Source organism: Streptomyces sp. Qhu_M48, from assembly GCF_051305195.1.
Taxonomy (GTDB): Bacteria; Actinomycetota; Actinomycetes; order Streptomycetales; family Streptomycetaceae; genus Streptomyces.
The window spans coordinates 4,032,537-4,050,442 of sequence record NZ_CP195432.1 but is presented as its reverse complement, the minus strand read 5'-3'; the positions used below and the strand labels follow the sequence as shown (position 1 = coordinate 4,050,442).

The following is a 17,906-nucleotide window of genomic DNA, read 5'->3' as shown; positions in this document are numbered from 1 at the left end:
AAGTGAGGTATTGATCAGAAACTCATGGGGTTCTCGTCCAGGGTGTAGCGGACGTGCGGTCCGCCGAAGTAGCCGCGGACGATGTGTGGCTGACGCTGGCGTCTGCGGAAGAAGCGGCGGGTCTCGGCGGCGAGTTCGGCCTGATCGCGGGCCCGGTGCTGCTTGGGCAGGCTGTGCTTGAGGTCCGCGTTGACCAGCTCGTCGGGGTTCAGCTCGGGCGAGTACGGCGGCAGGAAGTGCAGTTCGACATCGTCGGGGTGGGCGGCGAGCCAGTCGCGGACCTTCCTGGAGCGGTGGGCGGAGTGCCCGTCGACCACGAGATGGACCTTGTGGTCGAAGTGGCCGGCGAGCGGTCCAGGAAGCGGCACATCACCTCGGCGGTGAAGCTCTCGGTGAAGACCATGAAGTGCATCCGGCCCTTGGTACTGATTGCCGACATCGCGTTCACCGAGAACCGGTTGCCGCTCCGCCGTACCACGGGGGTCTTCCCCTTCTCGCCCCAGGTACGGCCGGTGGTGCGGGAGGCGAGGGCCTGGTCCGTTCGCGCGGCGGGGTCACCACCAGGTTCCACCAGTGTGCGGACGGCCGCTGCCGCCCGCTGTCTCTCATCGTCACCCCAGGTCAGCGGGCGGACTGTGCCCAGTTCAAACCGGTTCTGGAGGAGGTCCGTTTCGGGGTGGATTTCTCGGGTGAGCCTGCGGCTCGTCTGGTCGATCATGGCTTCGGGGCGGTGGAGTGGGCTTCGTATTCGCGGGCGGGGCGGCGGTGATGCGTGAGCCAGCCGAAGGTCCGCTCGACGACCGGGTGCCGCGAATCACCTTGAAGCCCTTCTGGGCAGGGTCGCGGTGGGGGACTTCGACGTTGATGCCGAGGCGGGCGCCGTGGTCGATGACCGTGGTGCGGTAGCCGCGGAGGGCGTAACCGCTCGCTGTGCATGGTGTTGCTAAAGGCGGGTGCTGAGTCCGTCGAGGAAGATGTCGAGTCCGGCGGTGAACTTTTGGTCGCGGACGGCGACGGGGTCCTGGACGAGTCGGTGGTGTTCCTCGGAGGTTTCGGGTGTGTGGAGGATTTGGGTGAGGAATTCGGTCTCGGTGAGTCCGGAGGCGGCCACGGTGGAGAGCCAGGCGGACTCGGTGGTGCTCATGCCGATGGCGTAGGAGAACACGGCGTCGATCGCACCAGGCACGTCGGACAGGCCGATGCTCTCGAAGAGACCTGTCAGTCCCGCGGAGAGCGCGGACAGGTTCGGCCCCTGGTAGACCAGGCCCGCCCTTCCGAGTTCGGCACACAGCCAGGGATGGCGGAGCGCCGTCGCCCGGAAGGACTGCGCGCACGCTGACACAGCCGCCCGCCAGTCAGCCCCCTCACCGCCCGCACCGTCCTGCGCCTCCGGGACGACCACTTCACCCAGCACCTCGTCCACGGCCAGTTCCAGCAGCTCGTCCTTGTTCGCCACGTGCCGGTAAGCCGACGTGGCACCCGCGTTCAAACGGGTTCCGAGCTTGCGCATCGTCAGCGCCTCGGTCCCCTCCGCGTCCAGCATCAGGACCGTCTCCCGGACGATCATCTCCCGGCTCAGGTTCATCTGGCGCGGCGCGGGCTGCGAACGCGCCCAGACGGACGGCACGGAACGGGACTTTGCTGCCACGGGTGGTTCCTCCAACGCCAGTGCTGCGCACGATGTACGCATCGAGAGTACAAGCACTGTGAGGACCGCCCTCACCTGCCGCAACAGCTTGCCGATGAGCCTCGGACCATCCCACCGAAACCTTGTTGCGCACTGCGTACACAGGTGCGTACATTGTGCGCATCGGCGTGCACGACACCTTCTCCGGCCTGTGCCGGAACGTCAGGTGCGGCGATGTCGGCCGCATGTGGTGGAGGTCCCGGCCTCCCGCGCGCCGACACCCCCGCCGTCCGGCCGCCGGCCAGGTGACTGTGGCACCAGGCCGCCGCGAACCGACGTCAGCGGCGCGGACCGTCGAGGGCTGCGGGGGCGAGCTGCACGCAACCCCCGCTGCCAGCACGCGACGGACTTCCCGGACCAGGGCATCCGTCGCGTGTCCGCTCAGGCCGTCCACGGGGGAGACGGCCTGAGCGCTGGGGGCCGGCAGTCGGCTGGAACATCTGGCGGAGTCAATCCGCGCACAACCGTCCGGGAGACCTGTGAGTCGAACCGGTGATCGATATAAGTCGTAGGGGAAGGGAACCTGCCTGATGGGCGTATACAGGGGAACGCGAGGCCGGCTGGCCGTCGCGGTGACCATCGTGGGCACACTGACCGGCGTCGGACTCGGAGTGCCACTGGCCTCCGCGGTCCCGGCCCTGCCCGCCTCAGCCGTACCCGCCGCCGCGGTGGCCCCGGGGCAGCTCCCGCCGTGGAACCAGGCGCGGCCCGTCAGCGACCGGATCGTCAGCTTCGTGGGGCGGCAGCAGATCGTCGTCGCCTCCGACGGCTCCGCGGTGGCCCTGTGGAAGGACGCGGAAGGCGGAATCCCCTGGACCTACAGCCTGTACATGGCCGTACGCGGCCCGAAGAGCAGTACCTGGAGCGCTCCGCAGAGGCTCTCCCACATGCCCACGGCCAGGGGCGAGATCCAGCTGGTCGCCGGATCCGGTGACGAGGTCATGGCCCTGTGGGCGGAGTCCCCGCACCACGACGCCAACAAGGGGAGTGGCCTGGAGGCCCGCGTCGTGGCGGCCACCGTGAACACCAGGACCCTGGCCTGGTCCGCGCCCGTCGAGCTGCTGCCCGTCTCGGCGGGCGTGAAGATCGGCAGGCTGCGCGGGGCTGCGGGCTCCGACGGTTCCTTCGCCGTCGCGTGGTCGGGCGGACCGGAGGGCCGCGCACCGGCCGAGATCTCCGCCGCTGTCCGCGGCGCGGACGGCACCTGGGGAGGGACGGCCGAGGTCGCTGCGGCCGTCTCGCCACAAGACGTCCTGAAGGACCCCGATGTGACCGTGGACGCCACCGGTTCCGTGGTGGTCGCCTACATCCGTGCGGCCGGCCCCGGCGAGACGGCCAATCGCCTGGAGACGGTCACCCGGTCCGTATCCGGCACCGCGTGGAGCGAGCCGGTTCCGCTGACGCCCTCCATCGAAGGCGTCAGCCAGCCCGAGCTGAGCACAGGCCCGGACGGCACCACGGCCATCGCCTGGCGGGTGGACCAGCCGGATGCGGACGGCAAGCGCAGTACTTCCGTGTACGCGAGCGTGCGCGCTCCGGGCTCCGCGGCATGGGGCCCGCAGCTCAAGGTTTTTACCAACGGACATGCCGGCTTCTACTGGCGCACCCCGAAGCCGCTGGTCTCTCCGGACGGAACCGTCACCCTGGTCTGGCTCCACCCGACGGCCGACGCCTCCAGGACCCCCCTTTATGCTTCCGCGCTGGGCCGCACGGACTCCAGCTGGTCCACACCGATCAACATCTCCACCAGCCTCGGCACCAAGTCGCCCTCCCGCTACGGCGCCGCCATCGGCACGGACGGCACCCTGCGCGCGACGTGGTCGCAGACCCTCCCCGGTTCCGGGAGCGCGGACCTCGTCCCCATGGAGACAGCCCGCAACCCGAGGACCGGAGCCTGGACCGCGCCCGTCCGGCTGAGCCAGAACCGCGATGTGACGGGGAACCGTTTCGCCGAGATCGCCGTCGGCGCGGACGGTGCGGGCGCGGCCCTGCTGGTCGGCGGCGAGATGGAGCGGGCCGACCAACTGCTCGCGGCCCGCACGAGCACCGAGCCCGCTGCCGCGCTGACCGGTTCAAACGTGCGCGCCACGGCCGTCGTCGGCGGTACGGGCCCTGCCTGGGACCCGTCGTGGACCGCGAACCAGGCGGTCAGATGGGCCCTGACGCTGAAGGACCCGGCGGGCCGCACCATCCGGACCCAATCCGGTACTGCCGCCGCCGGTGAGCCGGTCCGGCCGCGCTGGGACGGCCAGACCTCCGCCGCCCGCCCGGCCCCCAACGGCCCGCTCGGCTGGGAACTGGCATTCGCCGGTACCGAGTTGGCGTCAGATCCGGTGGTCCTGGCCCGAGGTACGGTCTCCGTGCGCGGCGGTGCTGCGGTCGACCGGGACTACGGCTCGGGTACCGCAACCCCGGACGGGACCGGGGACTTCTTCCAGACCACCGCCTCCGGCTCCCTCCGCATCGCGTACGGCAACCGGGCCACCGGCAACTTCAGCGGCAGCAGCACGTCCACGGGCTGGCCGGCGGGCTTCCGCCCCGTCCCCTTCGGCGACACCAGCGGCGACCGCTGCAACGACACCCTCGTGCGCCTGGCCACCGGCGAGATGCGCCTTTACACCCCGGCCTGCGGCGCCGCCCTCAAGCCCACCACCCAGCACAAGGTGCTGGGCAAGGGCTGGAACGCCTACGACGTCCTCACGGCGGTCGGCGACGTCAACAAGGACAGCCGCCCCGACCTGGTCGCCCGCGACCCCAAGACCGGCGGCCTGTACCTGTACACGACCACGAGCACGGGGATCCTGTCCCCGAGGGTGTCGCTGGGCACGGCGTTCAAGGGGTACAAGAAGATCGTCGGGGCCGGTGACCTCACCGGTGACGGGATCGGTGACCTCCTCCTGCAGGACGCCTCGAACGAGCTGTGGCGGATGAACGGCACTGGGACCGGCACGTTCGCGGCCCGAACCCTGGTGGCCGAGGACTTCAGCCCCTCCTACACCACCCTCGTCGTCCCCGGAGACCTCACCGGCGACGGCCGCGCCGACCTCCTGGCCCGCGACAGCGCGGGGACCATCTGGCGCTGGAACGGCACTGGCAAGGGCACCTTCGAGGCTCGCACCAAGCTCGCCACCGGCTGGCAGGTCTACAACAGCGTCCACTAATACCCGACCGATCAGGAAGTGGTGCGACCGACCGGCCCCCGGAATCGGTCGCACCAGGTCCATCTGCCCGGGCACGGTGACGGTCATCTCAAGGGGCACGAGGCGACCCTCACCATCAAGACCCAGGGGGCTGCTCGCCGGCGCGCCGCACGCCCAGCACTCCGCATCGGCGCCAAGGGCCCATGTCCGCCCGCGTCCGCGGCCACGAAGCACTACGGTCGGCTGACCATGAACACGACCGCCGGACTGCCGTTCTACGGCAAGATCGGCGCCTCCCTCACCACTACCGGCGACGACTACAACGGCGAACGGCAAGAACGACGACGTCCTCGATCCTGGCGACCCCGACGCCGCGCTGCCCTGCGAGGCCACCAGCCCGGCCCTGTGCGGACCACTGAGGACGGGGCCCCTGCCGGGAGGCGGTGGACGGAGGCGTGGGCGACACCCAGGACGGTGACACCGTGCCACTCACCGCCGCCGCAGGCGTGCCAAAGCGACCGCCCCGGAGAACTGATCCACCACTATCTCAGGAAGCTCGGGACGGCGGGGCGGATACCTTGGCGCTCCAGTTCGGACGGCGGCGGCCTTGGCGACGGCGGCGAGCGTTTGCACGCACCTCTTCTGACAGAGGGCGGCAAAGCCGGCTGCGCCGAGACTCTTGCGATGTTCAGGTCCCGATGCCGAGAACTGGAGGGCTCGACTTGAACAATGCCCAAGAGGCGCCTTGAACTTTGTACGAGACGCTCGTCCAGCCTTATCGTGAGAGCCATGCCACGTGACACGCTGACCCGCGAGCAGATCATCCGGACCGCCGTCGAGCTGCTCGACGCCGAGGGTCTGGAAGGCCTCAACATGCGCGCCCTGGGTAAGCGGCTCAACTCCGCCGCCACCGCCGTCTACTGGCACGTCAAGAACAAGGACGACCTGCTCGTGCTCGCCGGGGACCGGGTCTGGGACGAGATCCGCCTCCCCGACCTCGACGCGGTGGACTGGCGCACCGCGGCCACCACGATGGCCGGCGACCTGTACACGATGTTCACCCGCCACCCCTGGCTGGTACAGGCGTTCGCGACCCACCTCTTCCACGGCGCCGGAAAGGCCCGCCACGACGACCACAACCTCGCCGTGTACGAGAAGGCGGGCTTCGTCGGCCCGCAGGCCGACCTGGCGGCCGCCGCCGTCTTCACCTATGTACTCGGCAACGCCGCGCCGACCGCCGCCACCACCTCCCTCACCCGCCGGATCGAGCGCGAGGGCGGCGACCCCGCGGAGGTGTTCGGCGCGGTGATGAAGGAGGCGGTCGAGGCCGCAGCCGGGTTCCCCCGGCTGCGGGCCCGGATCGACTCCGCCGCCGACTCGTCCGCCGGTTACGCCGAAGCCCCGGACGAGAGCTTCGAGTTCGGGCTCGGGGCACTGCTGTCCGGCCTGGCGGCAGGACTGCCCGGCCAGGCGGGCTGACGGACTTCCGGTTCGGGGCCCGGGTCGGCGACCCGGGCCTTTCGCATGGGCGCCCGAGTGGGGCCGGGGGGAAGGCCGAGAACTACTTGCACAGCGTACAAGTCTCGCGTAGCGTTCCACTTGAACACAGTGCAAGTAGCTGGGGGTGACGCTGCCATTGGGTGTGGCGCGCGCCGAGTTCAAGAGGGGGAGATGTCATGTCGCAGAACTCGCTGGCCGCCTTCGTCGCGAAGACGGCGGAGGAGTACGGCCTGCCGGGCGCCGCCGTCGGCGTCTGGGCCGCCGGACAGGAGACGTACGCCTGCCACGGGGTGACCAGCGTGGACCACGCGCTGCCCGTCGACGAACGGACGCTGTTCCTGCTGGGCTCCGTCAGCAAGACCTACACGGCGACCGCGCTGATGCGCCTGGCGGCGAGCGGCCGGGTCGACCTGGACGCGCCGGTCCGCCGTTACGTCCCCGAGCTGACACTCCCCGACGAGCAGGCCGCCGCGGAGATCACCGTGTTCCAGCTGCTCAACCACACCGCCGGACTGGACTGGCGGATGGCGGTCGACACCGGGGAGGGGGACGACGCCCTGGCCGCCTACGTGGCCCACATGGCCGACTCGGAGCTGATCGCACAGCCCGGCACCCGCGCCTCCTACAGCCAGATCGGGTACAACCTGGCGGGGCGGATCATCGAGAAGGTCACCGGCCAGACCTACGAGCAGGCTATCGCCACGCTGCTGTTCGAGCCGCTCGGGCTGGAGCACACAGCCTTCTCGGTCGACGACGTCATGACCCGGCGCTTCGCCGTCGGCCACAACGTCGGCCACGACGGCGAGCCGGCCGTGGTCCGCCGGTGGAAGGACAGCCGTGCCAACAACCCCGGCGGGGGCGCCGCGGCCTCGGTGGCGGACCTGCTCCGCTGGGCCCGCTTCCACCTCGGCGACGGCCGGACCCAGGACGGCACCGCCCTCCTGCCGGCCGAGGCCGTACAGCGGATGCGACAGGAGAGCGTCGAGCTGCGCGGCTCCACACTCGGCGACGCCTTCGGCGTCTGCTGGTTCCTGCGCGAGGTGGAGGGCGTGCGGACGGCGGGCCACGGCGGCTCCGCCAACGGCCAGTTCGCCGAGCTGCTGATCGCACCCGCACACGACTTGGCGGTCGTCGTCCTGTCCAACGCGGGCCCCGACACCGGCCTCGCCTTCAACCAGGCCGCCCTCCGATGGGCCCTCGAACACCACCTGGGAGTCGTCGAACAGGCCCCGGAGCCACTCCCGTACGACCAGGCCCGCGCCCACGAGGTCGTCGGCGGCTACGAGAACGAGCTGATGAAGCTCACCATCGCCACCGACGGAACCAAACTGACGATCGCCTGCGACATCAAGCCGGAGATCCGCGCGGCCGCCGACACCGAGCTGCCCCCGGACCTCCCCCCGGCCGACCTCGGCCTGCTGCCCGGCGACGCCGACGAGTACCTCGTCACCAGCGGCGGCCTCGCCGGCCAGCGCGGCTTCTTCACCCGCGACGACGACGGCACGATCACCGGCGCCGACCTCGCAGGCCGCCTCTTCACCCGCACCCCGGCCGACCGGTAACCCGACCCCGGCGACTCCCGCACACCGACCGAACGGCGCGGTGAACCGACGAGCGTCCAGCCCGCCACGCCACGTCCAGGACCCACCACGGAGCCTGACTGGCGGGACGGGCGAACTCGCCCCCGCTTTCCTGTCACATACCCGAGCGCCCGTCCGTCAGTGGATTGAAGAGACACCGACAGACCCACCACGAAGGAGACACACCATGACGAACCCCTCGATCTCCCGGATGTCCAACCCCGCCGAGTTCGTGCCCGAGCTGAACGACATCAGCGCCGCCCTGTTCCGGGCCACGGGCAACCAGTCGGTGCCCCGCACCACGATCAACCTGATCCACCTCCGCGCCGGACAGCTCGTCAACAACACCTACCTGACCATCCTCAACACGGGTTTCCTCCGCAAGGCCGGGGAGACCGAGGAGCGCATCACGGCCGTGTCGTCCTGGCAGGACGCCCCCTACTTCACCGACGCTGAGCGCGCCGCCCTCGCCCTGGTGGAGGCCACCCTCCAGCCCGCCCCGCACGGCAGGGAGCGGGTCACGGACGAGCTGTACGCCAAGGCGGCCGAGCACTACGACAAGAAGGCGCTGGCCACCCTCACCATCGCGATCGGCCAGATCAACTTCTTCATCGCCCTCGCCGTCATCGGCAAGCCCCAGCCGGTCACGTCACTGGCCGACGAGCAGTGGGACTGACCCCGTACGTCGTCCGACAGGGTCCGGGCCTCAGGACCCTGTCAAGGGCGTGGGCGGCAAATACCCGCCACACGGGCAGCCACGCAACGCGCGCCAGCACTGGTGGTAGGGGCCGCCGGGACACGCGACCGCCTCGTCGATCGCGCACGCGCGATCCGTTACAGCGTGGAGCGCGCATGGCGGTCCCTTCTGGCGGAGGGTGCGCCGCTAGGGCGTGTATCGAAAGTGGATCTTGGCGATACGCTTGCCGTACTTCGCAGGTAATCGTCTCAGCGTGGCCGCACTTGCAAGATTGGTGATCTCTCCGCGTCGGACGACGCGGACCAGGACGGAAGGTCAGCCATGCCCATAGTCACACCTACGAACACACGTACTGTGGTTGAGGAGTTGCTGCGCAGAATCGGCGAGGGCGACCCCCAGCGCATCGCCGAGCTGTACGCCGAGCAGGGTGATTGGAAGCTTGACTGGCCGGAGGCCGAACACGGCCGTACTGCCACGCCCTGGATCCGTCACCGATCCACCCGGGCCGACGCGGCTGCCCACTATCGTGAGCTTGCCGAGTACCACGTGCCGGAATTGGTGGCGACTGAGATCGAGCGCATCCTTATCGATGGAAGCGACGCGGTCGTACTCGGCGAAATCCGTCAGACCGCCCGGCCCACCGGACGTGCGTATAAGGCGCGGTTCGCTCTGCATCTCACCGTCGAAGACGGCCTTGTCACCCGGCACCATGTCTACGAGGACAGCCTGGCCGTCGCTCAGGCATTCGAGGCGGAGAAGTAAAGGGCCACGGGCCAATCGCGAAGATGCTGCTCACAGCCATTCGTTGATGGCCGCGACGAGGACGGTCGCCTCGTAGCGGACCGCGAGCTTGGCGTATCGCGTAGCCACGGCGCGGTGTCTTTTGAGACGGCTGATGCCGCACTCGACCGCGTGCCGAGCATTGTAGTCCTGCGGGTCGAACTTCGGTGGCCGGCCACCGCGCGAGCCGTGTTTCTTGCGGTTGCGTGGCCGGTCGGCCTTGTCCGGGATGGAACAGGGGATCCCGCGCCGCCGCAGATAAGCACGGTTCTTCCGTGAGGCGTACGGCTTTGTCGGCACGCACGCGATCTGGCCGGGTGCGCGGCCTGCCTGGCCCAAGTCGCGGGACGCGGACCTTCCCGACGTCCCTGCCCTTGAGACCGGTGCTGCCCACGGCGTGCCTTCCTGCGCTGATCGGGATGCCGACGCCCGGCGGGACGACCGACGGCGACCCCGACACCCTCGTCGGCCCGCTGCGCCTCCTCTTCAACCTGCGGAGCAACGGCGCGGCCCACGCCCGGAACAAGAAGTGGCCCTCCTTCCTTACCCAGGCCGACCTCAACAAGCTTCAGCCGGACAAACAGTTCGGCCGGCTGATGACCAGCACTGTCGAAGCTCTCGATGCCCTCGCCAGCCATGCCGAAGCGCAGGTGCAGCCAACCTCTGGCGAGAGAGATGACGAGTAGCCAACCGACGAGAATCGGCCGGTCAGCTGTCCCAGGGGTCGGCGAGTTCAGAGCTGGGCGCGGCTGGGGAGGTCGCACGAGCAGACGCTGACGGACGCTCGACTACCCCGACGGCCACGACCTCTACCGCGCCCAGGAGGCCCGCGCCGACGCGGAGGACAAGCAGCGCCGCGCTGCCAGTTGCCGCAGGCCGGCGGCGGGCGCAGGCGGAGCTGGACCGCGAGTAGCCGTCTCAGTGAAGTTAGTCCGACCAGGTCAGTCGCCTGCCATCGACTGAGCTCGTTGAGAACGAACAGCATTCCCGCTCGGCAGTTGCACGACGGTGGGTACTGCTTCCCCCTTGCCATGGATAACAGGGACGCTTCACGTACGGCCCGGAGAACGTCACCGCAGGTGACGAACCAATTGGTTGGTAATGGCGGCTATTCGTGAGGGGCGAGTAGCCCCCTCCGTAGCACGCGTGAGACCGGCGTCCGTGCACGGCCGTCCCTCTCGTAGCCTGTCGACGTGACCCGCCATACACCGCCGCGACCAGTGGACGTTGAGCAGCTGTTTCCCGAGGTGGCCCCCTTCCGGAAAGAGACCGTGCGCCTTCACCCACGTGTGGGTGAGCCGACTTGCCGAGACAGCTCGGTCGGAGGCCCGCTGCTCTGGCCGGCCGAGGAGGCCTGGCCGTTGTGCCCCGAGCACGAGGGGACGCCGATGGTGCCGGTTGCGCAGATCTACCGCAACAGTGTTCCTGGCATCGTCCCGTTTCCCGAAGGGTGCGATCTACTCCAGGTTCTGTGGTGCCCACGGAAGCACAGCGGCCATCGTTGGGTCGTTCCGCACGTCAAATGGCGAAAGGCGGGCTCGGTCGGCAAGGTGCTGGAGACTCCTCCAACCCCGGCCGATCTGTGGGAGAACTATGTCCCCCGTCCCTGTGTGGTGCATCCAGAGCTGGTGACGGAGTACCCCTATTGGGACCTTCATGACGACATGTGGGACGAGTTGGAGTTCCGATTCCTGGACCTGGACCAGGAGACGGGATGGGACTACCAGAGCCACCTCTCCACCGCGCCTGGGACGAAACTGGTTGGATACCCCGGCTGGTGCCAGGACCCAGAGTGGCCGGATTGCGCCGAATGCGGGAATCGAATGGAACACCTGCTGACAGTGGAGAGCACGGAAGCCGACGCCGTGTCCCGGCGTGCCTGGACTCCTGTCGAAGAGGGGCACACTCCCTCCGCGGGTCCGGGCCTGATGTTGGGCGACCTGGGTGGTGTGTACCTTTTTGAGTGCCACGTCTGCCCCGGGCGTCCATTCACACACCGCTACGACTGCCCGTAGAGCACGACGCCCGGTCCTGTTTCCATCGAGTTCACGAGTCATCGGAGCCCGCTGGCCTGCGCAGGGTCGCATAAGCCGAGTAGTCCGTTCCGGCTCGTTCGGCGTTGCGCATCGCGGCCTTGGGACTGATGCCGAGAGCGTCGGCGAGGACGGACAGAGGGTCGCGCAGTCGATGAACCAGGTCACCCACGGGCATACCAGCTCGCCCTCGACATCGACCTCGACCGGAACCCGCTTGTGGTCCCCTTCCCACACGGCGTTGCGATGGGTCGCAGGCCGACGGGCGAAGACATCATGAGTGCGCCTCGCCTTCTCGCCGTTGCGGAGTCCTGCCCGCTCACCGGCTGTCCAGTCTCGTCGTATCGCCCGGTGCAGGGTGGCCAGGGACGGTACCGGCCCCCTGGGACGGATCGGTCCGGGCACGCTCGACGAGTTCGGCATGGACCTGTGAGGCGTTCCCGCTCCACAGTGCCAGCAGCGCGCGTACCTCCGCCGTCACGGTGAACCGCCTTGCAGGCACGCGGCTGTGCCGGCCTTCCCGCCCCGCGGCGAGCCACCGCCACACCGTCCGCTGCGAACGGCCCAGAGCCTGTGCCACAAGGCGGACGTGAGCCGATGTCAGCACACCGGCGGCCTCCAGACCGAGGAGACGTTCGACGGCAGCCTCACGCTGGGCTCCGGCAGGTGCTTTCGACACCTCCCCGTCTTCCCACACAGACCCATGCCACCGGGCGATCTTGGGCATACCCGCGACAGCTACAGGGGGCGTCTGCTAAGACGGAGCCTTTTCCAACCTGAGGTTGCAGGTCACAAGCCTCGCGTGGGACGGGGCGGGACGCTCGGGCTGGCCGGGTCCTTGATCGACAGCATGTGATGGTCCGCCAGCGGGACGGGTCGCGCCAACACCTGGATCGTGCTGCTCTTTCGCGTGTCCTACCAGTACGTGGCCGGTCCCGTGATGACCCAGCCAGCGTCGGTGGACCTGACCCAGAAGCCCAGTGCGACCTCGATTATCTGCGAGCGGTAGGTGATCTCAACGTAGACATGGCTGCCGGTGTGGCCCCAGTGGAAGTCCGCGAGATTCAGTTCGCCCAGCCAGGACAGATCCCGCTCCCACTCGTCGGCAGGAGGGCTTCCGCTCGCCTCGTCCCCATCGGCGCTTGCTTCGACGGACGAGGTCCACAGCGACTTGAGCACATGACGGACCGGGTTGTGATCGATGAGCCGTTCGGCCTCAGGGATCCTCCCGGCTCGGAGCAGGCTGAAGTAGCGGCCAACGACAGCTTCGACGTCCGCCTTGGCAGGGTGCTCCGTCCAGATCCTCACCGCGAGATCATACGAGCTCGGTAACTGCCTCAGTCTGAGCTAGCCAGTTGGAGGGTGAGGACGGCTTGGACGACGTTCGTGATCCGGGTCGTTGAACAGCGGAGTTTGCGCAGGAGCCGCCAGGACTTGATGGTGGCGATGGCTTGTTCGACCAGTGCCCGGATCTTGGCCTGAGACCAGTTGACGGCCTGCTGGGCGATGGACAACTTCTCCCACCGGCCTCGGAAAGGGTGACGCACCGTCCCGCCTGCGCCCTGGTAGCCCTTGTCCGCCCAGCAGGTGATGCCGGCCTGGGCGAGAGCGTCGATGATGCCGTGCTCGCGTGCAGCCCGTACATCGTGGACCGCTCCGGCCAGGGCCGGTGAAGCCCACAGCAGGCGGCCCCTCGGGTCGGCTATGACTTGCACGTTCATGCCGTGCTTCTTGTGTTTGCCCGAGTAGAAGGGCCGGTCGGCGGCGATCCGGTCGATCGGCAGAAGTGTCCCGTCCAGGAGCAGTACGCCTTCATCGACGCGGCCCGTACTGCTTCGGCGAGCGTGGGGGCGAGGGCGGCCAGGAGTTCGACGGCCTCGGTGATGTACCGGTAGACAGTGGTGGTGCCGATCCCGAAACCGGCTGCGAGCTGGGCGTAGGGCTGGCCATTGCGGAGGTGGGCGAGAGTGAGCAGGGCCTGTCGGCCCGCGCTCAGGCGCCGCCATCGGGTCCCGATAGCGCGTCGGCGTTCCTTCAGACGGGCGGCGAGGAAGCGCAGGGCAGAGCTGGACACGTCAACGCCGGACGGCATGCGAAGCCTCTGGTGGAGACGGTTCTCTTGGTCGAAAACCCATCTACCAGGGGCTTCATCCGTCTGTCAGGCCAAATACCCAGCCCGCGCGAGAGGTTGGAAAGGGTTCACGGACTCACCTTCGGCGCAACCAGGGACTGTTGAGAATCCGGAAGAGCCTAAAGATCCGTAGTTTCGAGACAAAAGAATCGGATCCCTGAACAGGAATTATTTTGTGAGAATTGAGAAATCGACAGAAAGCCGAAAAGCGAGCAGCCGGGACACCCTAGCCAGCCGCTTTTCTGGAAATCGCGGAGCGAATTCCAGCGGTTGGATCGCGGAGCGATCCAACCAGGCGTCACGGAGTGACGCCCCATCAACTGCACTGCGGAGCAGGGCAGTTGAACCGCCGCGTAGCGGCGGCGCGTCGCGTCTGCGGAGCAGACCGCGCGCATGCGCGCGGTCTGCTCCGCAGACGCGACGCGCCGCCGCTACGCGGCGGTTCAACTGCTCTGCTCCGCAGAGCAGTTGATGGGACGTCACTCCGTGACGTCCTGTCGGATCGCTCCGCGATTCGACAGGTTGGCCCGCTCCGCGGTCCAGCCCGCTGGAATTCGCTCCGCGAATTCCAGAAAGGCGGCTGGCTGCGGCATGGGGGTCGCTTGATTTTCGGCTTTCCCTCATCGCATCACCTGAATAAATTCATATTTCGCGAGGAAATGCAATTCCCTCGCAGGATATTCCCTATTGCCCGGTTGGAATTCTCAATAGCTTGCGTTTGACGGGATGTGAGTCTTTTTTAGCAGATGTGCCCTGCCGCTGTCACCGATACGTCTGAAGCAGCCGGCACCGCTTGGCTGTGTGCGCAGAGACGGCCCATGACTCTGCTGATGCGCGGCGCGGGGCTGCGGTCGGGCCTCTTCTGGGGCTGCAGGCCCTCTGGGGTGAGCTGACGTGAGCTCATGTCCGCCTCGTAGCCGAGGGTCTGGGCTGTCGGAGCGTGTCGGGCGTGGAGGCGGGTGCGGCGGATCCGTGTCTATCCCAGTCGGCTGAAGGCCCATCGCAGTACCTCTTGGTCGGCTCGGGGGCGTCCGGTTCGCGTGAGTGCTCGGTGGGTGTGCTTGGTGAGGCGGGCCCAGTTGCGGAAGTTGCCGTGGGCGGCGTGCTGGTCTGCGTAGGCGATGGTGTCGGGGTCGGCGTTGGTCCAGATGGGGTGGTAGAGCGGGATGACGTCGAGGACTTCTGCGGGGGTGAGGTGGGTGAAGTGCTGCCAGATGAAGATGCGGGAGGACAGCATGGGTTCTTTTCGCAGGGTGGCGTGGCAGCCTTCTCCGCCGACGAAAATGACGGCGAGTTGGGTGCGGGGATCATCCCAGAGGTAGCGGATGTATTCCAGCTGGTCGCTGGAGAGCCACTGCGCTTCGTCGAAGACAATCGTGAGTGGCCGAGTAGCGAGCGCGATTTTCAGGAGGTTGTCGAATTCGCCGGTGTAGCGCGGAGGTTGGCCGGGGAGTTCGAGTGCGGTGAACAGTTCGTGGCGTACGGCGCGGGTGGTGGGGCGGGCGTGGAAGGTGATGCGTCGGATGTCTTCCTCGGGTTCGAGTTCACGCAGACAGCTGGTGACCGCGACGGTTTTACCGAAGCCGGCGCCGCCGTGGACGCACATCATCGCGCGGGCCTCGATCGTGTCGGCGATGTTCTCCCGGGCGGTGAGCAGTGCGCGGGTGGTGACGAGGCGGGCTTCGGGGAGGTGGACGTACTGGTCGGTGGGTGGGGGTGGAAGGTGGCTGGTCACGGGGTGTCCTCGTGGGGTTCTCGTCCGGGTGGGTTGGCGGGCCGGGTGTGGGCTTTGAGGGCGTCGGAGGTCGCCCAGGCGGCTGGTGGTGGCATGGGCGGGATGAGGTCTGGCAGTGCCAGGGCGGCCAGATCGGTGTGGTGGTGCCGGCCGAGTTCGCGGGCGGCCTCGGCGGCGGTGATGGTGTCATGGCGGCGTGCTTCGGTCGCCTCGGTGGCAGGAGCGAACCTGGTGCGACGTAGTTGCTCGGCTGCTTTGGCCTCGGCACGCAGGCGGTGGGCGCGCTGGGCGCGGGTGCGGCGCAGTGCGTGGAGCTGCTCGGGTGTGGCGTGGTCGGCAAGGTGGGCGGTGCCGAGGTGGTGGCCGTGGGGTGTGCAGACTTCGATCTCGTGGTGGTGATGGGGCATGAAGCGCACAGTGATCTCGCGGCCGGCCTGGCCGGTCATCCAATCGGCGATGTAGTCGCGGTTGTTGAAACGGACACCGTGGCTGGTGATGGTGCGTGTGCGGCTGTCGGCTTCGAGCGTGAACGACCACACGTCGGAGGGTGGGATGTCTGTGAGCGGGGTCGGATCGGCCTGCCAGGTCTGGAGCGGGGTGTTGCCGTTCAGGGCTGTGGGGCGGTGTTCGGTGTTCCACCACGTCACCCACGCGAGGAGCTGCTCGGTGAACGCCTGGAACGACAGAGGCGGTGCGGGCAGGCGTCGGTCGGGGCCGCGGTGTGGCTGTGTGGGGGTGTAGCCGGGCAGAGCGGCGAACAGCATCCGTGTCGCGCAGCGGTTGAGGTTCTCAACGGTGCCTTTGAGGTGGGGGCTGTAGGGCGGCAGGGTGGTGACGGTGGTGCCCAGGGCGCCGAAGGCGGCGGTGACGGTGTGGGAGAGAAAGTCTTTGCCGCGGTCGATGCGTACCTGTTCGGGCCGGCCTCCGAAGGGTCCGTACGGTTCGGTGCGCAGGACGGCGGAGCGCAGGGCGGCCAGGATCGAGGCGCGGGTGGGGTAGCCGGGGGTGATGGCGAGGCCGGTGATGGCCTTGGTCGCGCAGTCGATGAACCATGTGACGTGGGGGCGGACCAGGACGCCGTCGGCTTCGACACGTAGCGGGGCTTGGACGTGGTCGGTCTCCCAGACGTGGTTGCGCCAGGTACGGGAACGTTTACCGAACACGTCCAGGGCTCGTGCGGCTTGTGGGCCCTTGCGGTAGCCGGCCCGCTCCCCTGCGGTGAGATCACGACGCACCGCGCGCAGGAACGTCGACAGCGACGGGAGTGGGTCCAGGAGCGGGACAGCCTTGTGGGGCGCGCCGCTGGGGAATGGGCTTACTGGATGGTGGCGGGGTGGAGGTGGGGGTGGTGCGTTCTGGATGTGTCGGCGGGGTGGTGGCTGCTCGGGCGCGGGCGGCGAGATCACGGTGGACCGCGGAGGCGTTGCCGTGCCAGTACGCCAGCAGCACCCGGATCTGGGGGGTGATCTCGAACCGGTCGGTAGGGCGTGCGCCTGGTCGTTGGGCGGTGGCGGGTGTGGTGGTGGCGTCCGCGAGCCATCGCCATACGGTGCGTTCCGACACGTCGAGGCACTGGGCCGCGGTGCGGACGTGAGCGCGGGTGAGGCGGCGCTCGGTGCGCAGCACGAGGAGACGGCGTACGGCCGGGGCGCGCAGAGCGGTCAGCGAGATGGTGTCGAGGACGGGAGCGGTCGGGGTGGTGTCAGGGAGGTCTGCGTCCATCTGGGTCCTTTACCACTCCCTCGGTGGGGGTGCGGTTGGTGGTCGCGGTCAGGGGTGGGGGCTGAGGCGGGAGCAGGCGGCGGTGAGCAGCTCTCGGTCCGCGGTGTGATGGGGGTGGCGGGCCAGGGCGGCGTATGTGTGGGAGGTGATCTTCGCCCAGGTGCGGAAGTTCCCTCGCGCGTGTGTCCCGTCGGTGTGGAGCAGATCGGTGTGGGTGGCGGAGTGCCACAGGGGGTGGAACAGGCGCAGTGTGGTGGGGATCTGGGTGGGTTCGAGGCGTGGGGTGTGGTGCCAGGTCAGTACCCGGGAGGCCAGCGCTGGGGCGCGGGCGAGGGTGCGTTCGGCGCCGGTCCCGCACAGCAGGAGGGATGTCTGAGTGGCGGGTGCGTCCATGAGGAGGCGTAGGTAGTCCAGCTCGGGTGCGGCGATCCGCTGGACGTCGTCGATCAGCAGTACGCCGGGGTCTTTGAGGGCATCTGTCAGGACTCGGTCGGCGAGGTCGGCCCGGTGTGCCAGTGACTGGGCGGGGAAGCCGAACGCGGTGAGGAGCGCGGCACGCAGCTGCGGCAGGGCGGGCTTGACCGCGACGAGCGCGCGGTGCACTGGAATACGGCGGGGTAGCAGGCGCAGGGCCTCGTCGACCGCGATTGTCTTGCCGTGCCCGGGATCCCGGTAGATGCAGATGATGCCGCGGGCGGCGATCGTGTGGGTGACGGCTTCGGTCACTCCGCCCAGCTGCCGGGTTGGCACCACATGCGCGCCTGGTGTGTACAGGCGTGCGCCGGCCATGGGCGCAGAGGGCGGTGTTGGGGTGGGCGTGGAGGATGGGCCGGCCACGTCGGCGGGTTCGGGGATGGCCGATGGACGGGCACGGCCGGTTACAGGGGTAGTGCCCGGCAAC

The 17,906-nt window shown here is 68.6% G+C and carries 13 protein-coding genes and 4 pseudogenes; 6 read left to right on the top strand and 11 right to left on the bottom strand.

Going from position 1 to position 17,906, the window contains the following annotated elements; all coding sequences use genetic code 11:
• Positions 1-14: 14 nt before the first annotated feature.
• From ACRRSS_RS18535 to ACRRSS_RS18520, 4 genes and pseudogenes are all read right to left on the bottom strand, one after another.
• Positions 15-368 (bottom strand): transposase, encoded by a 354-nt coding sequence (locus tag ACRRSS_RS18535; protein WP_435972228.1) that lies wholly within the window; start codon positions 366-368, stop codon positions 15-17.
• A gap of 38 nt (positions 369-406) precedes the next feature.
• Positions 407-478 (bottom strand): annotated as a pseudogene (locus ACRRSS_RS18530) (hypothetical protein); the annotation flags it as partial.
• A gap of 195 nt (positions 479-673) precedes the next feature.
• Positions 674-917 (bottom strand): annotated as a pseudogene (locus ACRRSS_RS18525) (IS5 family transposase); the annotation flags it as partial.
• A 26-nt stretch (positions 918-943) separates the two neighbouring features.
• Positions 944-1,648, bottom strand: coding sequence for a TetR/AcrR family transcriptional regulator (locus tag ACRRSS_RS18520; RefSeq protein WP_435972227.1), 705 nt, complete (start codon positions 1,646-1,648; stop codon positions 944-946).
• A gap of 620 nt (positions 1,649-2,268) precedes the next feature.
• On the opposite strand from ACRRSS_RS18520, the gene ACRRSS_RS18515 reads away from it, so the two are divergent.
• The 5 genes from ACRRSS_RS18515 (at position 2,269) to ACRRSS_RS18495 (ending at position 9,366) form a co-directional block, all read left to right on the top strand.
• Entirely contained in the window at positions 2,269-4,848 is a 2,580-nt protein-coding gene (locus ACRRSS_RS18515) for an FG-GAP repeat domain-containing protein (RefSeq protein WP_435972226.1), read from the top strand.
• A 768-nt stretch (positions 4,849-5,616) separates the two neighbouring features.
• A complete protein-coding gene (locus ACRRSS_RS18510) occupies positions 5,617-6,306 on the top strand; it encodes a TetR/AcrR family transcriptional regulator (protein WP_435972225.1) in 690 nt (229 codons plus the stop codon).
• 197 nt (positions 6,307-6,503) lie between these two features.
• Positions 6,504-7,889 carry a serine hydrolase domain-containing protein gene (locus ACRRSS_RS18505; protein WP_435972224.1) on the top strand — a complete coding sequence of 462 codons (1,386 nt, stop codon included), beginning with the start codon at positions 6,504-6,506 and terminating at the stop codon, positions 7,887-7,889.
• Positions 7,890-8,094: 205 nt separating this feature from the next.
• Positions 8,095-8,583 (top strand): carboxymuconolactone decarboxylase family protein, encoded by a 489-nt coding sequence (locus ACRRSS_RS18500; protein ID WP_435972223.1) that lies wholly within the window; start codon positions 8,095-8,097, stop codon positions 8,581-8,583.
• A gap of 342 nt (positions 8,584-8,925) precedes the next feature.
• Entirely contained in the window at positions 8,926-9,366 is a 441-nt protein-coding gene (locus ACRRSS_RS18495) for a nuclear transport factor 2 family protein (protein ID WP_435972222.1), read from the top strand.
• A 30-nt stretch (positions 9,367-9,396) separates the two neighbouring features.
• On the opposite strand, the pseudogene ACRRSS_RS18490 reads toward ACRRSS_RS18495, so the two are convergent.
• A pseudogene (locus tag ACRRSS_RS18490) lies at positions 9,397-9,742 on the bottom strand (transposase); the annotation flags it as partial.
• 61 nt (positions 9,743-9,803) lie between these two features.
• Between ACRRSS_RS18490 and ACRRSS_RS18485 the strand changes: the two are divergent.
• On the top strand, positions 9,804-10,070 hold the full coding sequence (locus tag ACRRSS_RS18485) for a hypothetical protein (protein WP_435972221.1): 267 nt from the start codon (positions 9,804-9,806) through the stop codon (positions 10,068-10,070).
• Between the two features lie 2,262 nt (positions 10,071-12,332).
• Here the strand turns inward: ACRRSS_RS18485 and ACRRSS_RS18480 are convergent.
• From ACRRSS_RS18480 to ACRRSS_RS18455, 6 genes and pseudogenes are all read right to left on the bottom strand, one after another.
• Entirely contained in the window at positions 12,333-12,725 is a 393-nt protein-coding gene (locus ACRRSS_RS18480) for a hypothetical protein (RefSeq protein WP_435972220.1), read from the bottom strand.
• Positions 12,726-12,754: 29 nt separating this feature from the next.
• Positions 12,755-13,509, bottom strand: a pseudogene (locus tag ACRRSS_RS18475) (IS5 family transposase).
• A 1,015-nt stretch (positions 13,510-14,524) separates the two neighbouring features.
• On the bottom strand, positions 14,525-15,283 hold the full coding sequence (locus ACRRSS_RS18470) for an AAA family ATPase (RefSeq protein WP_435972219.1): 759 nt from the start codon (positions 15,281-15,283) through the stop codon (positions 14,525-14,527).
• Positions 15,280-16,518, bottom strand: coding sequence for a Mu transposase C-terminal domain-containing protein (locus ACRRSS_RS18465; protein WP_435972218.1), 1,239 nt, complete (start codon positions 16,516-16,518; stop codon positions 15,280-15,282). The genes ACRRSS_RS18470 and ACRRSS_RS18465 overlap by 4 nt, the downstream gene beginning before the upstream one ends.
• A complete protein-coding gene (locus tag ACRRSS_RS18460) occupies positions 16,508-17,005 on the bottom strand; it encodes a hypothetical protein (RefSeq protein WP_435972217.1) in 498 nt (165 codons plus the stop codon). The genes ACRRSS_RS18465 and ACRRSS_RS18460 overlap by 11 nt, the downstream gene beginning before the upstream one ends.
• A gap of 48 nt (positions 17,006-17,053) precedes the next feature.
• Complete coding sequence (locus ACRRSS_RS18455; RefSeq protein WP_435972216.1) at positions 17,054-17,755, bottom strand: AAA family ATPase; 702 nt, start codon at positions 17,753-17,755, stop codon at positions 17,054-17,056.
• Positions 17,756-17,906: the final 151 nt, after the last annotated feature.

Coding starts and splice junctions, on each gene's coding strand:
- ACRRSS_RS18505 (WP_435972224.1), top strand. CDS start 6,504: ATGTCGCAGAACTCGCTGGCCGCCTTCGTCGCGAAGACGGCGGAGGAG.
- ACRRSS_RS18495 (WP_435972222.1), top strand. CDS start 8,926: ATGCCCATAGTCACACCTACGAACACACGTACTGTGGTTGAGGAGTTG.
- ACRRSS_RS18510 (WP_435972225.1), top strand. CDS start 5,617: ATGCCACGTGACACGCTGACCCGCGAGCAGATCATCCGGACCGCCGTC.
- ACRRSS_RS18460 (WP_435972217.1), bottom strand. CDS start 17,005: ATGGACGCAGACCTCCCTGACACCACCCCGACCGCTCCCGTCCTCGAC.
- ACRRSS_RS18500 (WP_435972223.1), top strand. CDS start 8,095: ATGACGAACCCCTCGATCTCCCGGATGTCCAACCCCGCCGAGTTCGTG.
- ACRRSS_RS18485 (WP_435972221.1), top strand. CDS start 9,804: ATGCCGACGCCCGGCGGGACGACCGACGGCGACCCCGACACCCTCGTC.